The 24,505-nt window shown below is 58.1% G+C and carries 26 protein-coding genes; 17 read left to right on the top strand and 9 right to left on the bottom strand.

The genetic code is table 11. From position 1 onward, the window contains the following. Nucleotides 1–46: 46 nt before the first annotated feature. A complete protein-coding gene (locus ACA053_RS11415) occupies nt 47–247 on the bottom strand; it encodes a YbdD/YjiX family protein (RefSeq protein ID WP_497317259.1) in 201 nt (66 codons plus the stop codon). Nucleotides 248–683: 436 nt separating this feature from the next. On the opposite strand from ACA053_RS11415, the gene ACA053_RS11410 reads away from it, so the two are divergent. Next, a complete protein-coding gene (locus tag ACA053_RS11410) occupies nt 684–1,289 on the top strand; it encodes an SCO family protein (RefSeq protein WP_497395490.1) in 606 nt (201 codons plus the stop codon). Continuing rightward, nucleotides 1,289–1,777 (top strand): copper chaperone PCu(A)C, encoded by a 489-nt coding sequence (locus ACA053_RS11405; RefSeq protein ID WP_497395488.1) that lies wholly within the window; start codon nt 1,289–1,291, stop codon nt 1,775–1,777. Before ACA053_RS11410 ends, ACA053_RS11405 begins: the two co-directional genes overlap by 1 nt. Before the next feature lie 244 nt (nt 1,778–2,021). Here ACA053_RS11405 and ACA053_RS11400 read toward each other — a convergent pair whose 3' ends face one another. Continuing rightward, nucleotides 2,022–3,005: a GlxA family transcriptional regulator gene (locus tag ACA053_RS11400; RefSeq protein ID WP_497395486.1), complete on the bottom strand. Its 984-nt coding sequence runs from the start codon at nt 3,003–3,005 to the stop codon at nt 2,022–2,024. A 271-nt stretch (nt 3,006–3,276) separates the two neighbouring features. On the opposite strand from ACA053_RS11400, the gene ACA053_RS11395 reads away from it, so the two are divergent. The 9 genes from ACA053_RS11395 to ACA053_RS11355 all read left to right on the top strand — a co-directional run bounded on the left by ACA053_RS11395 (nt 3,277) and on the right by ACA053_RS11355 (nt 11,260). Further along, nucleotides 3,277–4,587: a flavin-containing monooxygenase gene (locus ACA053_RS11395; RefSeq protein WP_497317253.1), complete on the top strand. Its 1,311-nt coding sequence runs from the start codon at nt 3,277–3,279 to the stop codon at nt 4,585–4,587. A gap of 24 nt (nt 4,588–4,611) precedes the next feature. Further along, nucleotides 4,612–5,028 (top strand): RidA family protein, encoded by a 417-nt coding sequence (locus tag ACA053_RS11390; protein ID WP_008038953.1) that lies wholly within the window; start codon nt 4,612–4,614, stop codon nt 5,026–5,028. Nucleotides 5,029–5,171: 143 nt separating this feature from the next. Next, nucleotides 5,172–5,849 carry a DUF1028 domain-containing protein gene (locus ACA053_RS11385; protein ID WP_497395484.1) on the top strand — a complete coding sequence of 226 codons (678 nt, stop codon included), beginning with the start codon at nt 5,172–5,174 and terminating at the stop codon, nt 5,847–5,849. Then, nucleotides 5,846–6,997: an acetylornithine deacetylase gene (argE, locus tag ACA053_RS11380; RefSeq protein WP_497395482.1), complete on the top strand. Its 1,152-nt coding sequence runs from the start codon at nt 5,846–5,848 to the stop codon at nt 6,995–6,997. Before ACA053_RS11385 ends, argE begins: the two co-directional genes overlap by 4 nt. Nucleotides 6,998–7,423: 426 nt before the next feature. Further along, nucleotides 7,424–8,839: a purine-cytosine permease family protein gene (locus tag ACA053_RS11375; protein ID WP_497395480.1), complete on the top strand. Its 1,416-nt coding sequence runs from the start codon at nt 7,424–7,426 to the stop codon at nt 8,837–8,839. A gap of 174 nt (nt 8,840–9,013) precedes the next feature. After that, nucleotides 9,014–9,232 carry a PLD nuclease N-terminal domain-containing protein gene (locus ACA053_RS11370; RefSeq protein WP_109629695.1) on the top strand — a complete coding sequence of 73 codons (219 nt, stop codon included), beginning with the start codon at nt 9,014–9,016 and terminating at the stop codon, nt 9,230–9,232. A 573-nt stretch (nt 9,233–9,805) separates the two neighbouring features. Then, on the top strand, nt 9,806–10,099 hold the full coding sequence (locus tag ACA053_RS11365; RefSeq protein WP_497395478.1) for a fructose-bisphosphate aldolase: 294 nt from the start codon (nt 9,806–9,808) through the stop codon (nt 10,097–10,099). Nucleotides 10,100–10,176: 77 nt separating this feature from the next. Continuing rightward, nucleotides 10,177–10,539, top strand: a complete 363-nt coding sequence (locus ACA053_RS11360) for a hypothetical protein (protein WP_497395476.1) — start codon at nt 10,177–10,179, stop codon at nt 10,537–10,539. Then, the gene (locus ACA053_RS11355) at nt 10,526–11,260 is read left to right on the top strand and encodes an ATPase (protein WP_497395474.1); all 735 of its coding nucleotides are present in this window, start codon (nt 10,526–10,528) and stop codon (nt 11,258–11,260) included. The genes ACA053_RS11360 and ACA053_RS11355 overlap by 14 nt, the downstream gene beginning before the upstream one ends. 122 nt (nt 11,261–11,382) lie before the next feature. On the opposite strand, the gene ACA053_RS11350 is transcribed toward ACA053_RS11355, so the two are convergent. Continuing rightward, nucleotides 11,383–11,805, bottom strand: coding sequence for a hypothetical protein (locus tag ACA053_RS11350; protein WP_497395472.1), 423 nt, complete (start codon nt 11,803–11,805; stop codon nt 11,383–11,385). Between the two features lie 129 nt (nt 11,806–11,934). Here ACA053_RS11350 and ACA053_RS11345 point away from each other — a divergent pair, with 129 nt between their 5' ends. Next, on the top strand, nt 11,935–13,410 hold the full coding sequence (locus ACA053_RS11345; RefSeq protein WP_497395470.1) for a hypothetical protein: 1,476 nt from the start codon (nt 11,935–11,937) through the stop codon (nt 13,408–13,410). A gap of 114 nt (nt 13,411–13,524) precedes the next feature. Here the strand turns inward: ACA053_RS11345 and ACA053_RS11340 are convergent, their stop codons facing one another. Continuing rightward, nucleotides 13,525–13,995: a GNAT family N-acetyltransferase gene (locus ACA053_RS11340; protein ID WP_497395468.1), complete on the bottom strand. Its 471-nt coding sequence runs from the start codon at nt 13,993–13,995 to the stop codon at nt 13,525–13,527. 327 nt (nt 13,996–14,322) lie between these two features. Between ACA053_RS11340 and ACA053_RS11335 the strand changes: the two genes are divergently transcribed. From ACA053_RS11335 to ACA053_RS11325, 3 genes are all read left to right on the top strand, one after another. Then, nucleotides 14,323–14,673, top strand: a complete 351-nt coding sequence (locus tag ACA053_RS11335) for a DUF6152 family protein (RefSeq protein WP_497395466.1) — start codon at nt 14,323–14,325, stop codon at nt 14,671–14,673. Next, nucleotides 14,673–15,185 carry a DUF6644 family protein gene (locus ACA053_RS11330; RefSeq protein ID WP_497395464.1) on the top strand — a complete coding sequence of 171 codons (513 nt, stop codon included), beginning with the start codon at nt 14,673–14,675 and terminating at the stop codon, nt 15,183–15,185. The genes ACA053_RS11335 and ACA053_RS11330 overlap by 1 nt, the downstream gene beginning before the upstream one ends. A gap of 96 nt (nt 15,186–15,281) precedes the next feature. Further along, nucleotides 15,282–15,800 (top strand): hypothetical protein, encoded by a 519-nt coding sequence (locus ACA053_RS11325; protein ID WP_497317225.1) that lies wholly within the window; start codon nt 15,282–15,284, stop codon nt 15,798–15,800. A gap of 153 nt (nt 15,801–15,953) precedes the next feature. Here the strand turns inward: ACA053_RS11325 and ACA053_RS11320 are convergent, their stop codons facing one another. From ACA053_RS11320 to ACA053_RS11300, 5 genes are all read right to left on the bottom strand, one after another. Next, the gene (locus ACA053_RS11320; protein ID WP_497395462.1) at nt 15,954–16,400 is read right to left on the bottom strand and encodes an NUDIX hydrolase; all 447 of its coding nucleotides are present in this window, start codon (nt 16,398–16,400) and stop codon (nt 15,954–15,956) included. 106 nt (nt 16,401–16,506) lie between these two features. After that, entirely contained in the window at nt 16,507–17,055 is a 549-nt protein-coding gene (locus ACA053_RS11315) for a cupin domain-containing protein (protein ID WP_007946335.1), read from the bottom strand. A gap of 441 nt (nt 17,056–17,496) precedes the next feature. After that, the gene (locus ACA053_RS11310; RefSeq protein WP_497396145.1) at nt 17,497–18,780 is read right to left on the bottom strand and encodes an NAD(P)/FAD-dependent oxidoreductase; all 1,284 of its coding nucleotides are present in this window, start codon (nt 18,778–18,780) and stop codon (nt 17,497–17,499) included. A 71-nt stretch (nt 18,781–18,851) separates the two neighbouring features. Beyond that, nucleotides 18,852–20,342: an aldehyde dehydrogenase gene (locus tag ACA053_RS11305; RefSeq protein ID WP_497395460.1), complete on the bottom strand. Its 1,491-nt coding sequence runs from the start codon at nt 20,340–20,342 to the stop codon at nt 18,852–18,854. Between the two features lie 251 nt (nt 20,343–20,593). After that, complete coding sequence (locus ACA053_RS11300; protein WP_109629666.1) at nt 20,594–21,970, bottom strand: glutamine synthetase family protein; 1,377 nt, start codon at nt 21,968–21,970, stop codon at nt 20,594–20,596. A gap of 280 nt (nt 21,971–22,250) precedes the next feature. On the opposite strand from ACA053_RS11300, the gene ACA053_RS11295 reads away from it, so the two are divergent. Next, nucleotides 22,251–23,012 (top strand): gamma-glutamyl-gamma-aminobutyrate hydrolase family protein, encoded by a 762-nt coding sequence (locus ACA053_RS11295; protein WP_109629663.1) that lies wholly within the window; start codon nt 22,251–22,253, stop codon nt 23,010–23,012. Nucleotides 23,013–23,357: 345 nt separating this feature from the next. Next, nucleotides 23,358–24,500, top strand: coding sequence for a polyamine ABC transporter ATP-binding protein (gene potA, locus ACA053_RS11290; RefSeq protein ID WP_109629660.1), 1,143 nt, complete (start codon nt 23,358–23,360; stop codon nt 24,498–24,500). Nucleotides 24,501–24,505: the final 5 nt, after the last annotated feature.

Genomic DNA, 24,505 nt, shown 5'->3' with positions numbered 1-24,505 from the left:
CGCAATGGCGAGGAGATTGTGGTGATCAGCGCATTCCCGGCGGCATTCAGCAGCAACGCGTGGTGCATTGCTTGCCGCCGTAACGGGCTTCCTGACGCTCACGAAGGAACGCCGAATAGCTCATCACCGGCTGTTCCGGGTGTTTGAGCGCCATCTGCGCGACGTAGTTGTCGTAATCGGGGACGCCGACCATCAAACGTGCGCTCTGGCGGAGGACGCGGGCGGCTTGTTGCAGTTTACGGAACATGGCAACGCTCTCATTGTGATGGGGGGACGTGCCCATGAAAGCGCACTTATGTATCTGGAATGTGTCCGCGCGACAATGTGTCCAATACCAGCGATCAACCGCAACGCATAACCTGTAGCAGCTGGCGAAGCCTGCGTTCGGCTGCGCAGCAGTCGTAAACCCAGAATGCACGGAATGCCTGACACACCGCATCGCCTGATTTTACGACTGCTGCGCAGCCGAACGCAGGCTTCGCCAGCTGCTACAGGGGATCGCGGTATGGTCGGTCGCTTTTCTGCTGATCTGTAGTTTTCTGCAGTTACTGCACCTGTACCAAACCCGCCCCTCGTCCAACAATGCGCGACGCACGGCCACAGTTTGTTAATATCCACGCGTTTTTTTCGTCTGACTCATCAGGCGCTGTAGATTTCCCGTCGCAACACAGGAATGTTTTTCCATGAGTACGTTGTTTACCCGTCGCACGGTCCTGCGCGGTATGGGCTTGTTGGGTCTTGGCCTGATCGCCGGCTGCGATGATGGCCCCAAGCTGTCGTTCAAATACGGCAAGGACCTTAGCGACAAGATCATGGGACGTACCTTCAAGCTCAAAGACGCCCAGGGCGAAACGAAGATGCTCACCAGTTATCGTGGCCTGATGCCGATGGTGTTCTTCGGTTTCACCCAGTGCCCGGCGGTCTGCCCCACGACCCTGGCCCGTGCGGCGCAAGCCAAAAAACTGATGGGCCGCGATGGCGAGAAGTTGCAGGTGATCTTCATCACCCTCGACCCCGAACGCGACACACCGCAAATGCTCGACGCCTACGTCAAATCGTTCGATCCGAGTTTCGAGGCGCTGCACGGCACGCTGGAAGAAACCGCCGCCACCGCCAAAGAGTTCGGTGTGTTCTTTGAAAAGATCCCCAGCGGTTCGACCTACACCCTCTCCCACACCGCGACCAGCTACGTCTTCGACTCCCGGGGCAACCTGCGCCTGGGGCTGTCCGCGTCCCTTACGGCTAAAGAGTGCGCAGAAGACCTGCTCACCGTCATGGAAGTCTGCTAATGAATTCGATCCACGCAAACACCACTTTCTCGCGCCGCGTCCAGCAACTGGTCCTGGGCTGCGCCCTGATCGGCATGGCCTGGCAGGTATCGGCGCAAACCCGAGTGGACGACGCCTGGGTCCGCGCAACCGTGGCCGGCCAGCCATCGACCGGCGCGTTCATGACCCTGAAAGCCGACAGCGACAGCAAGCTGCTGAGCGTGCAATCGTCTGTCGCTAAAATCGTGCAAATTCACCAATCAAGCATGAAAGACGATGTGATGAGCATGCGTCAGGTCGAGTCCGTCGCGCTGCCGGCCGGCAAGCCGGTGAGTTTTGATCCCCACGGTTACCACGTGATGCTGATGGATCTGACGGCGCAAGTTAAGGAAGGCGATAAAGTCCCGCTGATCCTGACCGTGGAAAACGCCAAGGGCGAGAAGGAGACGATTAAGGTAGACGCTGAGGCTCGGGCACTGGGCATGGTTGATCACAGCAAGATGCATTAACGCTGTTCACCCAAGCAATGCCACCCATATTTGTGGCCTGGCGGAGCTTTTGTGGCGAGGGTTACTCGTGGCGAGGGGATTTATCCCCGTTCGGCTGCGCAGCAGTCGTAAATCCGGACAACTCGGTTTGTCTGAATGGACGCTGGGGGCCGCTTCGCAGCCCAACGGGGATAAATCCCCTCGCCACAGATAAATCCCCTCGCCACAAAAGCCCTCTCGCCACAGGATTTATGCTCGGCTGATCTTATTTAACGAGTCGCTTCTCCTTGGATGGCCGGTAGCCGAAATACGAGCTGTAGCACTTGCTGAAATGACTCGGCGACACAAAGCCACACGCTACCAGCACGTCCACTTGGGACAGCTCCGTATGCTGGAGCAACCGCCGCGCTTCGGTAATCCGCAGCTCCATGTAATAGCGCTGCGGCGTGGTGCCCAGTTGCTCCTTGAACAAGCGCTCGAGTTGTCGCCGCGAACGCCCTGCGTACACCGCCAGCTGCTCCAGCTCCAAAGGCTCTTCGAGGTTGGCGTCCATCAGCTTCACCACCTCGCGCAACGGCGCACTCACACAGACATTTTCCGTCGGTTTGATGCGCCGGTAGCGAGATTCCTCGAACGCCAGGATGTCCTCGATTCCCTCGACGAGCGCTTTGCCATACAGCCCCTTGATCCAGTCCAGCGCCATGTGGAAGGCCCCGGAAGGACTGGACGCCGTCAGCCGGTCCCGATCAATGATGTAGGGCTCGCTGCTGACCTGCGTGGCCTTGCAGAAATCCGCCAGCGCCGGGCGATGTTCCGGGTGAATCGCGCAACGGTAACCGTCGAGCAAACCGGCCTTCCCCAAAAACCATGCACCGTTCCACAAACCGGCCAGGCTGACGCCCTGGTCCGATGCCGTGCGCAACAGGCTGATCAAGCCTTCGCTGGCCTTGAGTTCCGTCCGGTAGCCGCCGCAAATCACCAGCAGGTCCAGCTCTTTGACCGCCGGACAATCAATACGGGCATCGGGCCGAATGACCAGGCCCAGATCGCTGATGACTTCGCCGTCGTTCAAGCCGAACGTGCGCGAAGAAAACGACTCCGGCCGCAGCAGATTGGCCGTAACCACCGTGTCCAGCGCCTGGGTGAACGCAGGCAGCGAGAAATGTTCGAGCAGCAGGAATCCTGCGCGGACCGTTTGCTGGATCCCATCCGGGTGCTCATTCAGGTAGCGAAGGTTTTTGCCCTTCATGCCTCCGCTAAATTGGCGTCGTTCGATCAATGCTCGCCCCACTCCATTACGTTACCGAACAGGTTGTCTGGTGCTTTGATAAAGCGCCATCTTACCCCGCAACGCCACTACGGCGTACGCTCGATAGAGCGCAAGCAAACCCGCTGCCTCAGTTATTTATACTCAAATGCCAGCTTAATAATATTTTACCGATACCAGGGTCATCCCTAGTCTTGAGCCCAAGAAATGGCAGGTCGTTCGCGACCTCACTCCAACTTCGAAGGGTATTGAGATGACCACTGAAAAAATAAAAACAGATACGCTGATTGTTGGCGCCGGTCAGGCTGGCGTGGCCATGAGTGAACACCTGAGCAAACTTGGCGTGCCGCACCTGGTGCTGGAGCGCAGCCGCATTGCCGAGCGCTGGCGCACCGGGCGCTGGGATTCGCTGGTGGCGAATGGTCCGGCGTGGCATGACCGCTTTCCCGGTCTTGATTTTGACGACCTCAGCCCCGACGAATTTGCCCCGAAAGAACGCGTCGCCGATTACTTCGAAGCCTATGCCAGGAAATTCAACGCGCCGATCCGCACCGGCGTCGACGTACTTAAAGTCGAGCGCAATGTCGGTCGCCCGGGCTTCACCATTGAAACCTCCGAAGGCGTGATTGAAGCCAACCGCGTAGTCGCGGCCACCGGGCCTTTCCAGCGGCCGGTCATTCCACCGATTGCGCCCAAAGATCAGCCTTTCATGCAGATCCACTCCGCCGACTACCGCAACCCGGCGCAACTGCCTGAAGGCGCGGTGCTGGTGGTCGGCGCGGGTTCGTCCGGCGTGCAGATTGCCGATGAATTGCAGCGCGCCGGCAAGAAGGTCTACCTCTCGGTCGGCGCTCACGATCGCCCTCCTCGCGCTTATCGCAACCGTGATTTCTGCTGGTGGCTGGGGGTGCTGGGCGAGTGGGATCAGGCGGCGATGAAACCGGGCCGGGAACACGTGACCATCGCGGTCAGCGGCGCCCATGGCGGCCGCACCGTGGACTTCCGTGGATTGGCTCATCGCGGCATGACGCTGGTCGGTCTGACTCAATCGTTCAACGGTGGCGTGGCGACGTTCCAGCCGAACCTGGCCGACAACCTGGCCCGTGGCGATGAGAACTACCTGGCGCTGCTGAATGCCGCCGACGCCTATATCGAACGCAACGGTCTGGACTTGCCGGAAGAACCTGAAGCCCGCCACGTGTTCCCGGATCCCGAATGCGTGACCCATCCGATTCTTGAACTCGACCTGACCATGGCCGGCGTCACCTCGATCATCTGGGCCACCGGTTTTGCCACGGATTACAGCTGGCTCAAGGTCGATGCCTTCGACGACAACGGCAAGCCGCAGCATCAGCGCGGGGTGTCGAGCGAGGCTGGTGTGTATTTCCTCGGCCTGCCGTGGCAGTCGCGGCGCGGCTCTTCGTTCATCTGGGGCGTGTGGCATGACGCGAAGTACGTGGCTGATCACATCGCCATCCAGCGCTCTTATCTCGACTACCACGATGCGGCGCAACGCGAGACTGAACAGGCCCCGGTCGCCCATAAAACCACAGTCAGTGCCTAAGCCTTTTTCTGTCAGGAGCTAAACATGTCCACGCCAACCCATACCCGAATTCGCATGTTCAACACCAAGGAAACCTACCCGAACCAGAGCCTGGACAACGATCTTTGCCAGGCCGTCCGGGCCGGCAACACCGTTTATGTTCGCGGCCAGGTCGGGACTGATTTTGAGGGCCGACTGGTCGGTCTCGGTGATCCGCGCGCGCAAACCGAGCAGGCCATGCGCAACGTCAAGCAGTTGCTGGAAGAGGCTGGCAGTGACCTCAGCCACATCGTGAAAACCACGACTTATCTGATTGATCCGCGGTATCGCGAGCCGGTTTATCAGGAAGTCGGCAAGTGGCTGAAAGGTGTGTTTCCGATTTCGACCGGACTGGTGGTGTCGGCGCTGGGGCAACCGCAGTGGTTGATGGAGATTGATGTGATTGCGGTGATTCCTGAGTAGACCGAGTCGCGGCCATCGCTGGCAGGCCAGCTCCCACAGGGTTAGTCGTCGTGCACAAAATCTGTGTTCGCTGAAGACCCCCTGCTCGCGATGAGGCCCGCACAGACACCTTATTCGCCAAGGCCAACCAAGGAGCAAAACCCATGACCTTCTCCATCACCGCCCGTTGCCCCGAAACCGGTCAGTTCGGCATTGCGATCAGTTCCTCCAGCATTGCCGTCGGCGCCCGTTGCCCATGGCTGCTGCCGGGTGTCGGCGCCGTCTCCACACAAAACATCACCCTGCCGTCGTTAGGCCCGGAAGTCCTCGCCCTCATGGAGCAAGGCCTCGCCCCCGCCGAGGCGCTGGACAAGGTATTGACCCGCAACGGCTACAGCCAATACCGCCAGATCACCGCCATCGACCACCTCGGCCAGACCGCGCATTTCAGCGGCGCGCAAACCCTCGGCAACCACAACGCCGTCTCCGGTGAGCAATGCGTCGCCGCCGGCAACATGCTCGCCGACCGCGCGGTGATCGAGGCCATGGTCGAAGCGTTCGAACACGGCGAAGGCCAACTCGCTGATCGCTTGCTCGCTGCGATGAAAGCGGCCATCGCCTCCGGTGGCGAAGCCGGGCCGGTGCATTCGGCGGCGATGGTGGTGGTCGGCGAACTGACCTGGCCGATCATCAACCTGCGGGTGGATTGGGCCGATGAAAACCCGATCGGCCAGCTGGAAAAACTCTGGGACGCTTATCGTCCACAAGTTCAGGACTACATCGACCGCGCCCTCGCCCCCGACAAATCCCCAGGCTACGGCGTTGCCGGAGACGACCGATGAGCGCAAGCCGCGATTTGCTGAAAACCCTGGTGGCGTTCGACACCACCAGCCGCGAATCGAATCTGCAGCTCATTGAGTTTGTTCGAGACTACCTCGCGGGTTTCGATGTGCCGTGCGAACTGATCTACAACGAGCAACGCAGCAAGGCCAATCTGTTCGCGACGATTGGCCCGGCGGATCGGCCGGGTATCGTGCTGTCAGGGCACACCGACGTGGTGCCCGTCGATGGCCAGCCGTGGAGCGTTGCGCCGTTTGAACTCACCGAGCGCGACGGCAAGTTATTCGGTCGCGGGACGGCGGACATGAAAGGCTATATCGCTTGCGTGTTGGCATTGGTGCCGTCGTTGATGAACGCCCGGCTGCGGCTGCCGGTGCACATTGCGCTGTCCTACGATGAAGAAGTCGGCTGCCTCGGCGTGCGCTCGTTGCTGGCGGAGTTGGAACGGCGTCCGGTCAAACCAACGCTGTGCATCATTGGTGAACCGACCGAGTTGAAACCGGTGCTCGGGCATAAAGGCAAACTGGCGATGCGTTGCGATATTCACGGTGAAGCGTGCCATTCGGCGTACGCGCCGCTTGGGGTCAACGCCATTGAATACGCCGCCGAACTGATCGGTGAACTGGGGCGGATCGGCAACCGACTCAAAGCGCCTGAGCATCACGACACGCGGTTTGATCCGCCGTTCAGCACCGTGCAAACCGGGGTGATTTCCGGTGGCAAAGCACTGAACATCGTCCCCGCCGATTGCCGCTTCGACTTCGAAATCCGCGCGTTACCCTCGCATGATCCAAGTGAGGTTGCGCAGGCAATGAAGGCCTATGCCGAGCAGCAGGTTTTACCGCGTATGCGGGCGGTGAGTGAACAGAGCGAGATTCGATTCAGCCAGTTGTCGGCGTATCCCGGTTTGGCCACCGATGTGCACAGCGAAGCGGCCGAGTTGATCGCCATGTTCTGCGACTCCCGGGAGTTCGGCACCGTGGCCTTCGGCACCGAAGGCGGCCTGTTCGACGCCGCCGGAATCCCCACCGTCGTCTGCGGCCCCGGCAGCATGGACCAGGGCCACAAACCCGACGAATTCGTCAGCCTCGAACAACTCACTGCCTGCGACACCATGCTGCAACGGATGCTGACCTCCATCGCCGACTGACACGCAACCTGTAGGAGCGAGGCTTGCCCGCGAAAGCGGTGTGTCAGTCAACCACGATGTTGAATCGTTCGGCCGCCTTCGCGGGCAAGCCTCGCTCCTACACGGTCCGTGGTGTTTTAACGATCCGGCAGGCCTGAAATCACGAAGCATTGAACACCCAAAAACCCCTGTGGGAGCTAGCCTGCTAGCGATAGCGATCTGTCAGCCAAATCAATTTTGACTGTCAAACCGCTATCGCCAGCAGGCTAGCTCCCACAGGTTTTTCGGCGACCCGGCGGCATACATTTTTTAACGTCTATACCCACAATCTTACTAATTTATCTATCCGCCCCCACCGCACATCATCCACTCCAACAAGAAAAGCGTCGCCCCCGCGTGGCGCTCACCGAAGTACGTCCACGTACTCAAATTGCCTTGGAGTCCGTCATGGTTACCACAGCAACAACCGCCGCCCCGCTCATCGAGAAACACACCATCGGCTACGTGCCGCCCGAAGATCGCCACGGCAAAACCCGCGACCTGTTCACCCTCTGGTTCGGCGGCAACATCGCCCCGCTGCCCATCGTCACCGGCGCCCTCGGCGTGCAGATGTTCCACCTCAACCTGGTGTGGGGCATCGTCGCCATCCTCGTCGGCCACCTGGTCGGCGGCGTGCTGATGGCGCTGCACTCGGCACAAGGCCCGCAGATGGGCATCCCGCAAATGATCCAGAGCCGCGCCCAGTTCGGCTCCCTCGGCGCCCTGCTGGTGGTGCTGATCGCCGGCATCATGTACATCGGCTTCTTCGCCTCCAACATCGTCCTCGCTGGCAAGTCGCTGCATGGCGTGGTCGACAGCGTCCCGGTGCCGGTGGGCATCGTCATCGGCGCCCTCGGCTCGGGCATCATCGGCATCATCGGCTACCGCTTCATCCACGTGCTCAACCGCATCGGCACCTGGGTACTCGGCGCCGGCATCGTGCTCGGCTTCGGCTACATCTTCACCCACGTACAAACCGCCGACTTCCTCACCCGCGGCAGCTTCAACATCTCCGGCTGGCTCGCCACTGTGTCGCTCGCCGCACTCTGGCAAATCGCCTTCGCGCCCTACGTCTCCGACTACTCGCGCTACCTGCCGGCAAACGTGCCCGTGGCCGCGACGTTCTGGACCACCTATCTCGGCACCGTGCTCGGCTCCAGCCTCTCGTTCATCTTCGGCGCCGTCGCCGTGCTCGCCACGCCCGTCGGCATGGACACCATGGACGCCGTCAAACTCGCCACCGGGTCCATCGGCCCGCTGATGCTCGTGCTGTTCCTGCTTAGCGTCATCAGCCACAACGCCCTCAACCTCTACGGCGCCGTGCTGTCGCTGATCACCCTGGTGCAAACCTTCGCCTACCGCTGGATCCCCACCGCGAAAAGCCGTGCCGTCCTCTCCCTCATCATCCTTGCCGCCTGCTGCTTCGCCGCCGTCGGCGCGTCCGCCAACTTCATCGGCCACTTCGTCGACATGGTGCTGGTGCTGCTCGTGGTGCTGGTGCCGTGGACCGCGATCAACCTGATCGACTTCTACGCGATTCACAAAGGTCAGTACGACATCAAATCGATCTTCCAGGTCGATGGCGGGATCTACGGCCGCTACAACCCGCAGGCATTGCTGGCGTATGCGATCGGGATCGCGGTGCAGATTCCGTTCATGAACACGCCGCTGTACGTCGGGCCGATCTCCGAACACATCAACGGCGCTGACCTGTCCTGGCTAGTCGGTTTGCTCATCACCTCCCCGCTCTACTACTGGCTGGCCAACCGCGACACCGCGTACAAACGCCGCCTCTCGACCGGAAAACTGGCCAACTCGATCTAACTAATCCCCCAATCCCCTGTGGGAGCGAGCCTGCTCGCGATGAGGCCCTGACAGCCAATATCAATTTGACTGACAGACCTCCATCGCGAGCAGCCCCACTTACGTCTCCCCAAAATTAAATGAACCCTGCCCAGCACACCCCACCTAACAGAGAGACTATCTGGAGGGTGACCCATGCAAATCGAAACAATCTGGATCGTACTCACAGCCGTTCTTTTGCTGGTCGAGCTATGGGCCATCAACCGAGTGCGCAAAGCCCAAGGCAAATCGAGCAACAAACTCTTGTGGATCGTGGTGATCGTGTTTGTGCCGCTGATCGGGCTGGTGGCGTGGGCGTTGGCGGGACCGAAACACACTGAGCACAATCCGCATTCACCGCAGGCTAGACAATAAGGTCGGATGGTCCGCGGTAACGATTTGGAAACTGCACAATTCGAAATGACAAAGCCCCGATGATTTGGGGCTTTGTTGTTTCTGGCCATTCGATCAGCGTATGAGCCGCCGACAGCCATAATCTTTTGATTTTGCCTTCCGAAAATCGTGTAGGAAACCACCCTCCGTGGCGAGGGAGCTTGCTCCCGCTGGGCAGCGAAGCCGCCCCAAACCTCGCCAAACTTTTAAACGTGTCCACATCCTGTAGCAGCTGGCGAAGCCTGCGTTCGGCTGCGCAGCAGCCGCAATCCCGGCGCGCACGGTTCACCTGGCACTAAACACCTCTGGATTCACGTCAGTTACTCAGCCAAACGCAGTCTCCACCATCACCTACAAAATCCGGATTTCGGTCCTACAACCCCGTTTGCAGCCGCCAAAATCGCCGCTTATAGTTTGCCCCGTCACTGACGACCATCAGAGACAGGGTTTCGCAGCCCTAAAAGAAGATCACCAAATACCGTCAGACATGACACGGCCGGTTTCCGTCTGTGAATGGATTTTGGCGACTTTGATTCATTTTTTAGGACTATAAGCATGTCAACTCAAAACCCTCCCCGCCGCTTCACCCCAATGTCCCAACTCGCCACCGACTACCCCGTCCTGCTCATCGACTACGACGCCCCACTGCGCGAACTCCACAACTGCCTCAGCGAACGCTTAAACGCCGTCCTCAAATACCTCAACCTCATGGCTTGCACCAGCCTCCCCGACTACGCCGAACACGACATCAACACCGTCACCAACATCGCCCGGATCCTGGTCCAGGATGTGAACGATGTGTTTCGGGTGATAGAGCAGCGTGGGTTTGATACGCACAAGGGGCACTGACCCGTTTTATACCGCAGCAAGAACCGTTGCTGCGGTTTTTCCCATTACTCAAGGCGTAGACTACCGAGGAGATTGATATGGACCTGATGACATTCGAAAGCCCGGTTAATGCGGTATTATCCGGGCACGAAGCACCAGAGCGCTCGCTCAAGCGGAGAATCCCGATGACTGCAAAAACCAAAAAGCTTTCGGAACAGGAAATGGACGCGCTGGAGCGCCAGGTACCGGATCTCGCTGAAATAGCTACAAAGACGGCATATGCCCGCGCACTGTTGGTGAGCGATAGCGTACTGCGTGTCGATTCTGGCGATTTGGTATGGATGTCACTTGACGGCAGCAAGACGGTTGTAGCAAAAGCAAAACCTCGCCGCAGAGTCAAGGTAGGCGAGGTAATCACAGTGCGCCGCGTCGAAGATCAAACGGCTGGTGGTCATGCCTAGGTTTCGAATATTTGCGGGACCGAATGGGTCAGGCAAGAGCACCATCAAGGGAGAAATTGATCCCGCCCTTATCAAGACGTACGTGAATGCCGATGATCTCGAGAAGGAAGCAAAAGAGACCGGGTTCATCGATTTGGCTACCTTTGAAGTCGCCACGACATTATCCGAGTTGCTCACATTCCATACCGAACACTATCTGATCAGAAACAGAGGGCTCAGCGGTCAAGCCGAACAGATTGGATTGCTGGGTACCAAAGTCGACTACCGAAACGTCAACGTCAATTCCTATCTGGCCTCTGTGCTATCGGACTTCCTTCGCCAACGCCTGCTGGAAAAAGGCGTGAGTTTTACCTTCGAGACGGTGATGTCACATCGCAGCAAGGTGGACTTCATGAGAGAGGCTCAAGCTCGCGGTTATCGGACATACCTTTACTTCGTTTCGACTGAAAACCCGGCGATCAACATAGACCGCGTAGGAATCAGAGTACGCGAAGGCGGACATCCCGTGGCATCTGAAAAAGTGAGCGAACGGTATTACAAATCTCTGGGCCTTCTACCAGACGCCATTGCAGTCAGCAACCGGGCGTACATCTTCGATAACTCCGGCGACAGTACGGTTCTTCTGGCGGAGATTACAGATGGAATAAGCCTTGAATTTTGCACTGACGATGTCCCGGATTGGTTCTTCGAATCGTATGTCGATAAAGTTGAAACCACTTAAAAACATAGAAAAACAAGCATGAAAAGTTGAAATTAAAAAGGCGACAGATCTATTTATTGAAATAACGCTGTCATCTTTTTTCCGTAAAAAACCCGCACCGAGTTGCGGGTTTTTTATTTTGTTCAGACCTGCCCAGTTGGCGAGAGAATGGTCTTCTCTATCATCGCAGCAACATCCTTCGCACCAAAACACCGAAACTTAACGCTGCCAGCGCCGGTATCCAGACGGATGATCTTCGTCATGAACCCGCCTTCAATCGTGACCTTCCGGATTAATGCCAATGGGAGTTCAATATCCAGCGTCCCGTCCTGAACTAGGCGGTTCATGGCATTGGCACTCAAACGAACCATTTTTTGAGTCAGCTCCATCTTCCCGCCAACCCAAAGTCCGCCGTATGCTTCCTTGAAGGCCTCCAGCACATCGCCCAACGCGTCCACATTGCCCGCCTCAACCATGGAATATAAATCGTCCACGTTGTCGTAATTCACCTCGGCATCGGCCACCAGAAAATTCACCAACTTCGACTTCAAAACCTGTCCAGTCATCTTTGCCTCTCCATAATTTGAGTCGCAGCCCTGAAATCCAGATGCCTGTTTGTCGCTGTAAGCGCCGTTCTATTTGGCAGCCAGCACTCATGCTAATATGCCATCACCCTATCAATGAAGTACACCCGCATGGATGCCACGTTCCTCCGCCCTTTCAGCTTTTTTTCACTGCTGACCGTTGCCGTGATCCTCTCTGGATGCCAAGCAACAACACCCGCTCAAATCAAAACACCTGAGGCCCAGCCGGGTTTTGCGGTTTTCAACAGTGTGCTGTTCGAGACACCGGAGCCGAACTCGATCGTGCGTGAGGGCGATCGGATCACCTATCTAGTGACTTCGTCCCCAAGTCCGGATCTCCACTATCTGGCACGTTTCGACGCCCACTGCAGCCAGCCGGATGCGCAAATGGCTTACCGCAGCAAAGCGGGAATGTCGCTATTCGCCGCCAACCCGCGGGGGCTTTCGGAGGACGCCCGGCAATTGCCTGCTGAACAAAAGAGTCAGTACCTGCAAAGTGCGCAGTTGAAGCAGGTGTGTGCCCAGACAACACCTCCTCAATGGCGCATTTTCTCGGCACCCGATCATCAGGATTGGCAGATGATCGACCGCGCCAGCCTGAAAGTAAAAGGTGATGAGGTGACTTTCTGGACGGCTCGGGTACTGCCCGGCGAGATGTTGATGCCCGGCAAAAACGCCTTGTATGGGCAGGTACGCCAGCGGTGGACGGCCAACTGCGACCTGCAACAACTGACTGGGTTAAGCCATTTCTACCTTGATACTCACAGTCGTGTGCTCGCTGGAAGCATGCAGACAGATTTCAAAGCCATCGGCCCGCAAAGCCTCGGCGCCGATGAGCGTCAGCTGATTCAAGTGGCCTGTGGCACACCGCAGTCGCTGGACCATTACAAACAATTTGAAGGGCGTGAGCAGTCGCCCTTCGAACCACCGGCCCCCGTCGTTGCTGCCCCGGTGTTGAAAGCCATCGAGGCATTGAATATGCCTAAACCGGAGAAAAGCATTCAGCACCTGCGTCGGGTGTTCAAGGATAACTCCGAGCCAAGACAGTATTCAGATGAAGGCTTGCGGCTCAACGGGCGTGACTCGAAATACCTCTCAAGCGAGGCAGGCAATCAACTGACGGAGCGTTTTGAAAAGCAAGGAAGTCAGTGGGTCAAAGCCACGTTCCGAGGCCTGATTGACTTGGGTGAAAGTAAATACAGAACTCGTGCAGGTGAGATAACGATCGAGAAAAAGACGCTGACGAACCTCAGCTTCGAGGGCGATTGGGCGCACATGCCGGTCGGCGCACTCCTGCGATACACGGCGCAGGAGATGCGGCTTCTTTATACCAACAACGGGAAAGGTCCCAGAGCCCTGGTGCCGGTCGACGACAGATACAGCTGTGAGGTGCAGTCACAGAAACCCGCCAGCACGTATCACCCGAGTTTGACCGGGACTGCCAAGGTAATCAGCTGCATTAAAGATTCTTACCAATACAGCACCGACATTTACGTCTACCTCGAAGCGTATGGAATGTTTGTGCCGTTCCAATACGTCACGAAGAACGTGCAGGCAGAATGGACGATTGAGGTGGTGGAATCTTAAGTGGCCTAGCCATTAAAAAGTGAACAGATCTTGTCCGCATTTTTCAGCCACAAAAAACCCGCATCACTGCGGGTTTTTCATCACCTGTTTTTAGCCCCTCTCCACCTTTCCCAATCAAGGCAAAAGCCCCTTCACCATAGGCACACACGCCAACTGAAGCCCTGAAGGTGAATGGTAAATCGCAGGTTCGTTGCCTACGAAACCGCAGCGCCGGTAAAAATCAGCCGCGTTTAACGTCGCTTCCAGATTAACTTCTTTCACGCCCACCTCCCGAGCCAGGCATTCCAGATGGTTAAGCATCTTCAAGCCGATGCCTTGCCCCATGAAACCGGGCAGCACAAATATCGCGCCGATTTCACTGTTCTCCAGATCAAGCATCCCTGTCGCCACCGGCTCCCCCTGTATACAGCCCAGATAAAAGTGTTTTTCCATTAAATCGCCATACCCATCCTTGGCGGCTCCGGCTGTCCAGGCGAGCATTTGTTCTGCGGTATAAGCGCCGATGCATTGGTGCCGTATCGCTTGAAGGCGAATATCGAATGCGGTTTGGGCATCGCTGGGCTGGGCGCGTCTGATCTTGAACATTTCATTCTCCTTGAGCCATCGGTGGACGGAGAACTAAAAAGCCCCGTCCATTTCTGGCGGGGCCTTGTGTCACTACGTCAAATCCTGTGAACGCGTGACCTCACGGCCCGCCAGCGGCGGTCATGGAAGTGCACATCATGTTCATGCGGGAAATGTAAGTCATGGGTCGATAGTGTTTTGAATGATCCGGGTTGTCAATTTTGAGGGGGAATAGGTCGGCCTCCCCACGTCACGAATTTGTACTATTTTTATAGATTCTCTGGATTGACCTGTTCCTGATCAGAACAGGTTGACGGTCATCAATGATCCGAAACAGGAGATCGCATCATGAAGCGCTTGCTTGGAGCCCTTGGATTCTCATTGTTACTGGTGGCATCGGCGGTGTTTGCTCATCACGGCTGGAGTGAGTACGACTCGAGCAAAGCCTTGCAGCTGGACGGAACGATCGAGGAGTCCGGTTATTCCCACCCGCATGGGTTCGTTCGCCTGAAGACAGACGACAAGACCTGGAACATTGTGCTGGCGCCGCCCTCGCGCATGGAGAACCGTGGTCTTTCCAAGGAAATGCTGAGTGTCGGAAAACGGGCTACGGTGGTGGGCTATCAGAATCGCAGCAACCCCGATGAACTGCGCGCAGAACGCATCACGGTCGACAACAAAACCACTGAGTTACGCTGATGCAGACAACTGGTACCAGCGGTGGATCGGGTCTGGACGGCTGGCTGGACTATGTGGGTGACTCGCCACTCGGTTCGGCCATGCGCAGCGAGTTATGGCTGTATCCGATCGTCGAGGTGGTTCACATCCTTGGTTTCGTGGTGCTTGTCGGCTCTGTCGTCATGTTCGACCTGCGGGTTCTCGGGCTGTCGAGAGATCTTGCGGTGACGGCACTGGCTCGCCACCTCCTGAGGTGGGGAGTCGCGGCCCTGCTATTGATCGTCCCGGCTGGGCTGATGATGTTTTCAGCCCATCCGCACGACTTCGCATCCAACGGCGTTTTCATTCTTAAGCTTTGCTTGATCGGTATTGCGGGCCTCAATGCGGCTCTTTTTCACGTGGGTGTCTTCCGTTCAGTAGCCCGGTGGAACACCGACATCGCGGCGCCTGGAATAGCAAAAATCCAGGCGATCTTTTCGATTATGTTATGGGTCAGCGTGGTGTTTTGCGGTCGACTGTTGGCGTACACCTGACAGGGCAAAATAGAAAAAATGACCTGATCTATTTATTCCACTTCCAACAAATAGTATTAGAGTGCCCACCTCTAAGCGCTACGGATAGAAACGCCCATGAAACCGTTGTATTCAGGCTCGCTCCTGCTTCTGATTGCGGGTTGCTCGCCGATCCCGCAATACGAAACTCCCGCCAATGCGCCCCAAGCTCAGATTCGCAGTGAAATGGACGCACTGATCAACCGTCGCAACTACCTGACCCTTAGCGCAGCGCCGACCACAGCCTGCAAGTACGGCAGGTCGGTACCCGTTACACCCGCACGGGAACTGTTCTCGGTCAGTGGTGGGTACCCCTCGAAACCCGAAGGTTTTCGAGCCATTGAAGCGGGCAAACCGATTCACCTGGTGCTGGAAGGCGGGGCCAGCGGCAACCGCAGATGCACGGTCGATTTTGTCAGTGAGTTCCTGCCGGGCGCCCGCTATGTGATCAAGGGCGGAATCACTGATGGCCCCAATGTCATGAGCGGCTGCCAGATCAACATCGTTGATCTGGATTCCGGAGCTCGACTCTTTCAGGCTAAACAGTCACCGGCCAACGGCTGTGCTCTGGATCGGTTATCACTGCCAACGCCTTGAGCGCGCTGACTGATTGAGCGCTGTCATCTATTCCGTTACTGATCGTCGGGCCCTCAACGGCGTCGGCATCAGCGTTTGTCATTTTCGTTCCTTGAAAAGTGACCGCATCCTAACGATCGTAAGCTAAACAGCGGCATGTCTAATGACCAAACATCAGTCCAACAGTGCAACCTTCTTCAGCAGCTCGTACAACCCGGCAGGAACCAGCGGCGTATCGCCAGTAAGACTGTCGAGCGGCAGCCACTTCGCAATAAAGGCAGCGCCATCGCTTTCTTGAGCGTTCAAGTGGGACCGTTCATAGACGGCGGCATCCACGAATTTTGCATCGTAGACCTGCACGATTTCGTGCCCGGGTGTGCCGGCATAGGTGAAGATGTTTTCGAGCGTGCCGAGCAGGCGAACATCGGTGATGGATATACCAAGTTCTTCATCGACTTCACGTATTACGGCTTGGGCGCTGGTTTCGCCAAACTCGATTCCGCCACCGATTGGGCGCAAGAATGGCTTTCCAGTAACGGGGTCCAGTGCTTCGTTGACCAGTATCTTGCCATCGTGATGGAAGATGCAGAGTGCTAGGGCGCGAATGCGGAGTGAGGTCATGAGGTGAAGTCCATTTACTTTGTTTAAACCCTATAGCAGCTGCTGCCCATCGGCGTTGGCCGCGGATGCAGCCTTCGGCAGGTGCTACAGGGTGTCCGTTTTGATATCAGAAGTTAGCCGGCGTGTTGGCGCTGATAATCTCCGCCTCATCCTGGCCGATATTGCGAAACTTGTGAGGCAGCGTCGTCGGGAAGTAATACCCGTCGCCAGCGTTGAGCACACTGATCTGTCCATCAACCGTCAGCTCAACAGTGCCCCGAGTCACGAGCCCACACTCCTCCCCTTCCGAATGCACAATCGGCTCTTCCCCCGAACTCGCCCCCGGTGCGTATTGCTCACGCAACAAGCGCATCTGCCGGCTCGGCACCGAAGCCCCAATCAGCAGCAACCGCAGCCCATGACGGCCGAGGTCCGGTTGTTCATTGGCGCGGAACACGTATTGATGCTCACGCGGTGGTTGGTCGAAGGTGAAGAAGTCCGCCAAAGACATGGGGATACCTTCGAGCAGTTTTTTCAGGGAGCTGACGGAGGGACTGACGCGATTCTGTTCGATCAGGGAGATGGTGGCATTGGTGACGCCGCTACGCCGGGCCAGCTCGCGCTGGGAGAGTTTGTAGCTTTCGCGTACTAGTTTGAGTCGTGAGCCCGTGTCCATGACAGCCTTATGCGAGAAATACTTAAGGGTTATGGGGGTGGATGGCGGGCGACTTTTGGCCGCGAAAGTACCGCTTCCCTGTCCCGGAAATGTGAAAGGCGGGTATTAAATCACGTTTGGTGGTGTTGCTCAGCAGGTTCGATAAGTGGTTGGGTAAAAAGGTTGTTGGGCGCTGATGCCAGCCAGTTCAGCGACGCAAGCTGCGGGATTGAGTCTGCTTGTGATGAGCGTGAGTCAGGCGATATCGATGGTGACTGATAGGGCCTCATCGCGAGCAGGCTCGCTCCCACAGATTGATCTGTGCGTTAGCCGAGTTTGTGTACACCGCTAATCCCTGTGGGAGTGAGCCTGCTCGCGATGGCGGTGGTTCTGGCGACATCGATGTTGACTGTGCCGCCGTCTTCGCCAGCAAGCTTGGCTCCTACAGGGATTGCGTTGGGGCTAGATGCCAAACCGGTCCCGCAGTGCGTAATACGCGGCGCCCATGGCGGTGAGTGGGGCCTGGAAGGTGCGGCCGCCGAGCATGGGCATGTGCGGCAGCGAGGCGAAGGCATCGAAGCGTTCGGCGTCGCCGCGGATCATTTCCGAGATCAGTTTGCCGGCCAGGTGCGAGCAGGTGACGCCGTGGCCGCTGTAGCCTTGCATGTAGTAGGCATTTTTCTCGATGCGGCCGAATTGCGGCATGCGCGACATGGTCAGCAGGAAGTTGCCGGTCCAGCGGTAATCGATTTTCACGTCCTTCAGTTGCGGGAAGGTCTTGAGGATTTTCGGCTTGATCAGTTGCTCGATGTCGTCCGGTTCGCGGGCGCCGTAGACCACGCCGCCGCCGTACAGCAAGCGGTTGTCGGCGGTGAGGCGGTAGTAATCGAGCAGGTAGTTGCAGTCTTCGACGCAGTAGTTGTTCTTGATCAGGCTGCGCGCAACCTTCTCGGACAACGGCTCGGTGACGACGATTTGCGAGCCGCACGGCATGCTTTTGCTGGTCACGCGATTGTCTAGGCCCTGCGGCAGGTAGGCGTTACCGGCGATCAACAAGTACTTGGCGCGGACCAGGCCTTTGGCGGTGCGCACGGTGATCGGTTCGCCGTAGGTGATTTCCACGGCTGCCGATTGTTCGTAGATTTTGCCGCCCAGGCCGATGATGGCCGAGGCTTCGCCGAGGGCCAGGTTCAGCGGGTGGATGTGGCCGCCCTGCATGTCGAGCAGGCCGCCGACGTAGTTGTCGCAACCGACTTCGCGCTTGATATCCGCGGCGTCGAGCATTTTCAGGTTTTTGTTGCCGTAACGTTCCCAGCTGCTTTTCTGCTCGGCCAGGCCTTTGAGCTGCTTCTTGTTCAACGCAGCGAAGATGCCACCCGGCTTGTAGTCGCACTGGATGTCGTAGTGTTGTATGCGCTGACGAATGATGTCGGCGCCTTCGAAGATCATGCTGCCGAGGACCTCGGCGGTCTTGTCGCCGTAGCGTTCTTCGATCACATCGACATCGCGGCTGTAGGAGTTGACCAGTTGGCCGCCGTTGCGACCGCTGGCGCCGAAACCGACTTTGGCGGCTTCCAGCACGGTCACGCTGTAGCCCGCTTCGCAGAGGAACAGCGCCGAGGACAAACCGGTGTAGCCAGCGCCGATCACGCAGACGTCGCAGTCCACCGCTTGTTCGAGCACCGGGAAGTCGCCGGTGAAGTTGCGGGTGGCGGCGTAGTAGCTGTTTACGTGGGTTTGTTTCACAGAATCTTGTTTCATAGCTTTCTCCGATGGCCACCGGCAGCGTGCCGGTGACCGTCGCTTTTTTATAGGTATTAGAGCTTGATCCAGGTCGCTTTGAGTTCGGTGTATTTGTCGAACGCGTGCAGCGATTTGTCCCGACCGTTACCCGACTGCTTGTACCCGCCGAACGGCGCAGTCATGTCGCCGCCGTCGTACTGGTTGACCCAGACGCTGCCGGCACGCAAGCCACGGGCGAAGGTGTGGGCCTTGCTCAGGTTGCTGGTCCACACGCCTGCCGCCAGGCCGAAGATGCTGTCGTTGGCAATCGCCAGCGCTTCTTCCTCGGTGTCGAAGGTGATCAGCGACAGCACCGGGCCAAAGATTTCTTCACGGGCGATGGTCATGGCGTTGGTCACGCCGTCGAAAATCGCCGGTTCCACGTACAGGCCACCGGTGTCTTCGAGGGTGCGGCTACCGCCCGCGATCAATTGCGCGCCCTGGTCTTTGCCGACCTGGATGTAGCGCAGCACGTTGTCCAGTTGACGCTGATCGACGACCGCGCCGACGGTGGTTTCCGGGTCCAAAGCGTGTCCCGGTTTCCAGGCTTGCAGTGCTTCCACCAGCAGCGGAATGAACTGCTCGCGGATCGAACGCTCCACCAGCAAGCGCGAACCGGCAGTGCAGACTTCGCCCTGGTTGAAGGCAATCGCACCGGCCGCCGCTTGTGCTGCCGCGCGCAAATCCGGCGCGTCGGCGAACACCACGTTTGGACTCTTCCCCCCTGCTTCGAGCCAGACGCGTTTCATGTTGCTTTGCCCGGCGTAGATCAGCAGTTGCTTGGCAATCGCGGTGGAGCCGGTGAAGGCCAGCACGTCGACGTCCATGTGCAACGCCAGCGCCTTGCCGACGGTGTGACCGTAGCCTGGCAGGACGTTGAACACGCCTTTGGGGATGCCGGCGTCCAGCGCCAACTGAGCGATACGGATCGCGGTCAGTGGCGACTTTTCCGAAGGCTTGAGGATGAACGAGTTGCCGGCGGCCAGGGCCGGGGCGAACTTCCAGCTGGCCATGATCAACGGGAAATTCCACGGCACGATGGCGGCGACCACGCCCGCAGGTTCGCGGGTGATGAGGCCGAGTTGGTCGTGCGGCGTGGCGGCGACTTCGTCGTAGATCTTGTCGATGGCCTCGGCGCTCCAGCGGATCGCGTTGGCGGTCGCCGGGATGTCGATGTTCATCGAATCGTTGATCGGCTTGCCCATGTCGAGGGTTTCGAGCAGGGCCAGTTCTTGCTGGTTGGCCAGGATCAGGTCGGCGAAGCGGATCAGGATGCGCTTGCGCTCGGCCGGGGCAAGGTTGGCCCAGATGCCTGATTCGAAAGTGCGGCGCGCGACGGCCACGGCTTCGTTGGCGTCGGCTTCGTCGGTGCTGGCGACGTTGGCCAGGAAGCGGCCGTCGACCGGGCTGATGCATTCGAAAGTGTCACCGCTGAGTGCCGGGCGGTATTGGCCGTCGATGAAGGCGCGGCTTTCGAGGGTGAGGGACTGGAAGCGTTGTTCCCAGTCGCTACGAGTGTTTGTCATGGTTGTGACTCGACGCAGAGGAAATTGGGTGGGTGTCTGGCTGATGTGTTTGGCTTGGGGTCCAGCCCTCACCCTAGCCCTCTCCCGGGGGGAGAGGGGACTGATCGGGGGATGCTCGGGAACTCCTGCGACCTGAAGCTTTTGTACCGACTCCATAATCGACTGGATCGGTCAGGTCGCTGAATGTCCTGAGATAACTCGGTCAGTCCCCTCTCCCTCTGGGAGAGGGTTAGGGTGAGGGCCTTTCAGACTCAAACGGTGTGCAAATACCAGTTGTACTCAAGGTCCGAGATGGAGTTCTCGAACTCGGCCAGCTCGCTTTCCTTGCACGCCACGAACACGTCGATGTACAGCGGGTCGATGTAGCGCGACATGACTTCGCTGTCGTCCAGCTCGCGCAGGGCATCGCGCAGGTTGTTCGGCAGGCTCTGCTCGTTTTGCTCGTAGCTGTTGCCTTCAACCGGTGCGCCCGGCTCGATTTCGTTGGTCAGGCCGTGGTGAATACCGGCCAGCACCGACGCCATCAGCAAGTACGGGTTGGCATCGGCGCCGGCTACGCGATGCTCGATGCGCACGGAGTCCGGCGAACCGGTCGGTACACGCACTGCAACGGTACGGTTGTCGATGCCCCAGCTCGGCGAGTTCGGCACATAGAACTGCGCGCCGAAGCGACGGTACGAGTTGACGTTCGGGCACAGGAAAGCCATCTGCGCCGGCAGGGTCTCGAGCACACCGCCGATCGCGTGTCGCAGCGCGGCGTTCTGCTCGGGATCCTCGCTGGCAAAGATGTTGTTGCCCTCTTTGTCGAGAATCGAAATGTGCACGTGCAAACCGTTGCCCGCCTGGCCCGGATACGGCTTGGCCATAAACGTGGTGTCCATCTCGTGGTCGTAGGCGATGTTCTTCACCAGACGCTTGAGCAGCACCGCGTAGTCGCAGGCCTTGATCGGGTCGTTAACGTGATGCAGGTTCACTTCGAACTGCGCCGGAGCACTTTCCTTGACGATGGCGTCAGCAGGAATGCCCTGCTCTTTCGCGCCTTCGAGGATGTCTTGCAGGCAATCGACGTACTCGTCGAGGTCGTCGATCAGGTAGACCTGGGTCGACACCGGTCGCTTGCCCGATACCGGCGAACGCGGCGACTGTGGACGACCGTTCACGTTGTCCTGGTCGATCAGATAAAACTCGAGTTCGAATGCCGCGCAAATGGTCAGGCCAAGCTCATCGAACTTGCGCACCACATTGGCCAGCACTTCGCGCGGATCGGCGAAGAACGCCTCGCCTTCAAGTTCGTGCATGGTCATCAGCAACTGAGCGGTTGGGCGCTTCTGCCACGGCTCGATGCTCAGGGTACCCGGGATGGGGAAGCAGATTCGGTCCGAGTCGCCGATGTCCAGACCCAGGCCGGTGCTTTCCACCGTAGAACCGTTGATGTCCAGAGCAAACAGTGACGCCGGGAGGTTGATGCCTTTTTCGTAAACCTTATGAAGACTGGTGCGTTCGATGCGCTTGCCGCGCACCACACCGTTCATATCCGCAATCAGAAGGTCGACGTACAAAACCTCAGGATATTTCTTAAGGAATGCGTTTGCTTCGTTGAGTTGAACGGTACGCAGAGGGACCGACATGATGCACCTATTAGCTGTTAATTATTATGTTCACTACCTTGTTGCGAGCCCAGTCAACCCGAACGGCAAAGTGAAGTCAATAGCGAACACCTGGCCTCTCAACCTTTATTTTCAGGCCTTTTTTGGGGACGAGAGTGCCAATTTAGTCATGCGCACTGCGTAAACCCTGATGATCAGACGTGCGGCGTTTAGAATTTTTTACATGAGAGTTGTTAATTAAAATCAACAAGGCTAAGCTCCGGAAAAGCTCGTTCAAGTGTGAAACTTCGAGGTGATAAAAATGGCATTCAAGCCATTGATCGGCGTTACAGCGTGCGTCAAACAGATTGGCCTGCACCCCTACCACATCAGCGGCGACAAGTACTTGCGTGCTGTCAGCGTTGCGGCTTTGGGGCTGCCTGTGGTCATTCCTTCCTTAGGCGATTTGACTGAAATCGAAGATGTGCTGGCGCATCTCGACGGTCTGCTGCTGACCGGCTCTCCTTCAAACGTGGAACCTTTCCACTATCAAGGCCCGGCCAGTGCCCCCGGCACGGATCACGATCCGGCGCGGGACGCCACTACCCTTCCTTTATTGCGTGCAGCCATTGCGGCGGGCGTTCCGGTGCTCGGCATCTGCCGCGGCTTCCAGGAAATGAACGTGGCGTTCGGCGGCAGCCTGCATCAGAAGGTGCATGAACTGCCGGGCATGCTCGATCACCGCGAAGCGGACAGTCCGGAGCTGGCGGTGCAATACGCACCGGCCCATGCGGTGACGGTGCAGCCGGGTGGTGTATTCGAAGCGCTGGAGTTGCCGGCGGAGTTCATGGTCAATTCGATTCACAGTCAGGGCATCGACCGACTGGCGCCGGGATTGCGCTCGGAAGCAGTTGCGCCAGACGGCTTGATCGAGGCGATTTCGGTGGAGCACAGCAAGGCGTTTGCCGTCGGCGTGCAATGGCATCCGGAATGGCAGGTCCTTTCGAATCCACCCTATTTAAGTATTTTCCAGGCGTTCGGCGATGCGTGCCGGCAACGGGCCGCGCTGCGTAAAACCCGCTGACTTAAAACACCCCTTTACTGCCCCCGCGAGTCCGGCGGGCGTGCCTTTGCGCGTCCGTGACTTGCGAAACAACACACTGCAATAACAACAAGTACGACCCAGGCAGCCAGGATGGCGGCGCCGAATTAGCCTGAGCGGTCAGCAAGCGCAATCCCCTGTAGGAGCGAAGCTTGCTCGCGAAGGCGGTGTATCAGGCAACGATGATGTCGACTGACACGCCGTCTTCGCGAGCAAGCTTCGCTCCTACAAGGGCAAGCGCCAACCGGTAATACCGGCTCAGGCTAGCAATCCACTCTTAAGTCAGGCCGCGTTGGCCCGACGACTGAAACCTGTTGGGAGTTTCACATGGCAAACGCCTCCAGCACTTACAGGAAGGCTCTTGAAGGTCACCAGACATCGAAAAAGGTGTTGGTGAAAGTCGACCGCGTCACCAAGAAGTTCGACGAAACCTGCGCCGTAGACGATGTCTCGCTTGAGATTCATCAAGGGGAAATCTTCGCCCTGCTCGGTGGTTCCGGCTCCGGCAAATCGACCCTGCTGCGCATGCTCGCCGGCTTCGAGCGCCCGACCGAAGGACGGATTTTCCTCGACGGTGTCGACATCACCGACATGCCGCCGTACGAACGGCCGATCAACATGATGTTCCAGTCGTACGCCCTGTTCCCGCACATGACCGTGGCGCAGAACATTGCCTTCGGCCTCAAACAGGACCGTTTGCCCGCCAGCGAAATCGACGCCCGCGTTGAAGAGATGCTGCGCCTGGTGCACATGACTCAATACGCTAAACGCAAACCCCATCAGTTGTCCGGCGGTCAGCGTCAGCGCGTGGCCCTCGCCCGCTCCCTGGCCAAGCGTCCGAAGCTGCTGTTGCTCGACGAACCGATGGGCGCACTGGATAAAAAGCTGCGCTCGCAGATGCAACTGGAGTTGGTGGAAATCATCGAGCGCGTCGGCGTGACCTGCGTGATGGTGACCCACGACCAGGAAGAGGCCATGACCATGGCCCAGCGCATTGCGATCATGCATCTGGGCTGGATCGCGCAGATCGGCAGCCCGATCGACATTTATGAAGCACCGGTCAGCCGCATGGTCTGCGAATTCATCGGCAACGTGAACGCCTTTGAAGGCACGGTGGTGGAAGACCTGGAAGGTCACGCGATCATTCACAGCCCGGACCTGGAGCAGAAGATTTACGTCGGTCACGGCGTCAGCACTTCGGTGCAGGACAAGTCGATCACCTACGCGATCCGTCCGGAAAAAATGCTGGTCAGCACCCTCAAGCCGGACACCCGTTACAACTGGTCCGAAGGCAAGGTGCATGACATCGCTTACCTCGGCGGTCACTCGGTGTTTTACGTCGAGCTGCCTGGCGGCAAGGTCGTGCAATCGTTCATGGCCAACGCCGAACGCCGTGGCGCCCGTCCGACCTGGGACGACAAGGTCTACGTGTGGTGGGAAGACGACAGCGGCGTGGTACTGCGCTCATGAAAACA

The sequence above is a fragment of the Pseudomonas sp. LBUM1672 genome, assembly GCF_059695655.1.
The sequence above is the reverse complement of the archived record's forward strand: the minus strand, read 5'-3'. Positions and strand labels throughout refer to the sequence as shown.